The 232-nt window shown below is 72.0% G+C and carries 1 protein-coding gene; it reads right to left on the bottom strand.

What is annotated here, in order from left to right; all coding sequences use genetic code 11:
* Positions 1-232: Gfo/Idh/MocA family oxidoreductase (locus KVT39_RS37535; protein WP_217591535.1), on the bottom strand; the 232-nt coding region annotated here is incomplete at both ends.

The following is a 232-nucleotide window of genomic DNA, read 5'->3' as shown; positions in this document are numbered from 1 at the left end:
CGACGACACGGCGCACGGTCAGGAAATCGTCGCCCCAGCGGCGGTTGTGGAACGGCGCATACAGCCGGCTGCGCGCGCCCGCGACCCGCGCAAGCGCAAGTGCTTCGTCGGCGGTGAGCGTGTCGGGCTTGTCGACGACCACGTGACGGCCGGCTCCGTGCACCTGGCGTGCGTGCGCGACGTGCGTGTCGTTCGGCGTGGCGATCCCCACGCTCTCGATGTCGTCGCGGCC

The sequence above is a fragment of the Burkholderia sp. GbtcB21 genome, from assembly GCF_019091065.1.
Classification (GTDB): domain Bacteria; phylum Pseudomonadota; class Gammaproteobacteria; order Burkholderiales; family Burkholderiaceae; genus Burkholderia; species Burkholderia pyrrocinia_C.
The sequence above is the reverse complement of the archived record's forward strand: the minus strand, read 5'-3'. Positions and strand labels throughout refer to the sequence as shown.